We start from the raw sequence: 1,620 nt of genomic DNA on the forward strand, positions 1-1,620 counted from the left end.
ATGATCGACGCTGATACCGCGCTCAGCCAACATCTCCTCCAGATCGCGCAGGCTGAGATTGTACGCCAGGTACCAGCGGACGCACACCAGGATGACTGATTGGTCGAAGTGACGGCCTTTGAACATAACAAGGTCCCCTGAAAATCAGAGGGACTTCATGCTGGACACGGATTGCAATTCCGTTTGCGACAGAACCGCATTTCGGCGAGTTGCCGAATGCGGCAGAAACAGTCTGGACGCCGGTAGCTAATCTCACAGAGGGGCGTCATCGCCCCTACATGGATGGAGGGGAAATCGTCTGCCATTGCGAATGGGTGACGCGCGACGAGATTGAGGGTGCGCTCGAAGGCCCGCTGCCCGCCGAGGACCTCGGCGGGATTAAAAGGCGCACGCGCGCCATGATGGGTCGCTGCCAAGGCTTCAACTGCTCGGCCCATGTCGAAGCCATCATGCGAGAGAGGCAGCGTGGAACGGCGTGATGTGGTGATTGTCGGAGGCGGTCCAGCCGGTCTTGCGGCAGCCCGTCACCTTGCCGATCTCGGTGTGACATCCGTAACGGTATTTGAGCGCGAGCAGGAGGCCGGCGGTATCCCGCGCCATTGCGGCCATACCGGCTTCGGCTGGGAGAGCCACCGCCGCATCTGGACCGGCCCGGGCTATGCGGCCGCGCTGCGACGCGACGTCGAAGGGCTCGACGTGCGTACCGGCCACACGGTTCTGAAGATAGAAAATGGCGTCCTGCGCGTTCAAAACAGCGATGGAGTTGGCGAAGTCGGCGCAAAGCAAATCCTGCTTGCCACAGGCACCAGGGAGACGCCACGGTCGGCCCGATTTGTCCGAGGATCGCGACCTAAGGGCGTGATGAACACCGGCGCCCTCCAGGCACACGTCTATCTGCAGAGCCACAGACCGTTCGAACGTCCGCTGATCGTCGGCACCGAGTTGGTTTCGTTCTCGGCCATTCTCACCTGCCGTCATCTGGGCATCAGGCCTGTGGCCATGATCGAGGAGAATGGACGAATTGCAGCACCCCGGCCCGGCGATCTCGTTGCCCGCCTGATCTTCGGCGTGCCGGTATGGACGTGCTCACGCCTCCTGGCTATCGAAGGTCGAGAGCAAGTCGAGGCAGTCGAGATTTTGCGCGACGGCCGGCAGATGCGGATCGCGTGCGACGGCGTGGTCCTTACCGGACAGTTCGTCCCCGAGGCGTCGCTCTTGGCGACATCGCCCAAGGTGCTGCTCGCCGGAAACGTTCATGGCGCGGTCAAGACCTCCGGACGTTGCTGGCGCGAAGGCTGGTTCGCGGCGCAGAAGATCGCTGGGAGCCTTAAATGAAGGTCGTCGCCGTCGATCAAGGTACAACGGGCACCAAGTCCTATACGCTGTCCAATGACGGGCAGTTCGTGGCCGTAGCCGGTTTCGAGGGTTCTGTCGCAAACGGAATTGCAATCCGTGTCCAGCATGAAGTCCCTCTGATTTTCAGGGGACCTTGTTATGTTCAAAGGCCGTCACTTCGACCAATCAGTCATCCTGGTGTGCGTCCGCTGGTACCTGGCGTACAATCTCAGCCTGCGCGATCTGGAGGAGATGTTGGCTGAGCGCGGTATCAGCGTCGATCAT

The 1,620-nt window shown here is 61.0% G+C and carries 2 protein-coding genes and 2 pseudogenes; 3 read left to right on the plus strand and 1 reads right to left on the minus strand.

Going from position 1 to position 1,620, the window contains the following annotated elements; translation table 11 throughout:
* A pseudogene (locus ABMA59_RS37065) lies at positions 1 to 126 on the minus strand (IS6 family transposase); the annotation flags it as partial.
* Positions 127 to 278: 152 nt separating this feature from the next.
* Here ABMA59_RS37065 and ABMA59_RS37070 point away from each other — a divergent pair.
* The 3 genes and pseudogenes from ABMA59_RS37070 to ABMA59_RS37080 all read left to right on the plus strand — a co-directional run.
* Positions 279 to 479, plus strand: a complete 201-nt coding sequence (locus ABMA59_RS37070) for a (2Fe-2S)-binding protein (protein WP_349010319.1) — start codon at positions 279 to 281, stop codon at positions 477 to 479.
* Positions 436 to 1,335 carry an FAD-dependent oxidoreductase gene (locus ABMA59_RS37075; RefSeq protein ID WP_349010320.1) on the plus strand — a complete coding sequence of 300 codons (900 nt, stop codon included), beginning with the start codon at positions 436 to 438 and terminating at the stop codon, positions 1,333 to 1,335. Before ABMA59_RS37070 ends, ABMA59_RS37075 begins: the two co-directional genes overlap by 44 nt.
* A gap of 159 nt (positions 1,336 to 1,494) precedes the next feature.
* Positions 1,495 to 1,620 (plus strand): annotated as a pseudogene (locus ABMA59_RS37080) (IS6 family transposase); the annotation flags it as partial.

It is taken from the genome of Mesorhizobium yinganensis, from assembly GCF_040081985.1.
In the GTDB taxonomy this organism is placed as follows: domain Bacteria; phylum Pseudomonadota; class Alphaproteobacteria; order Rhizobiales; family Rhizobiaceae; genus Kumtagia; species Kumtagia yinganensis.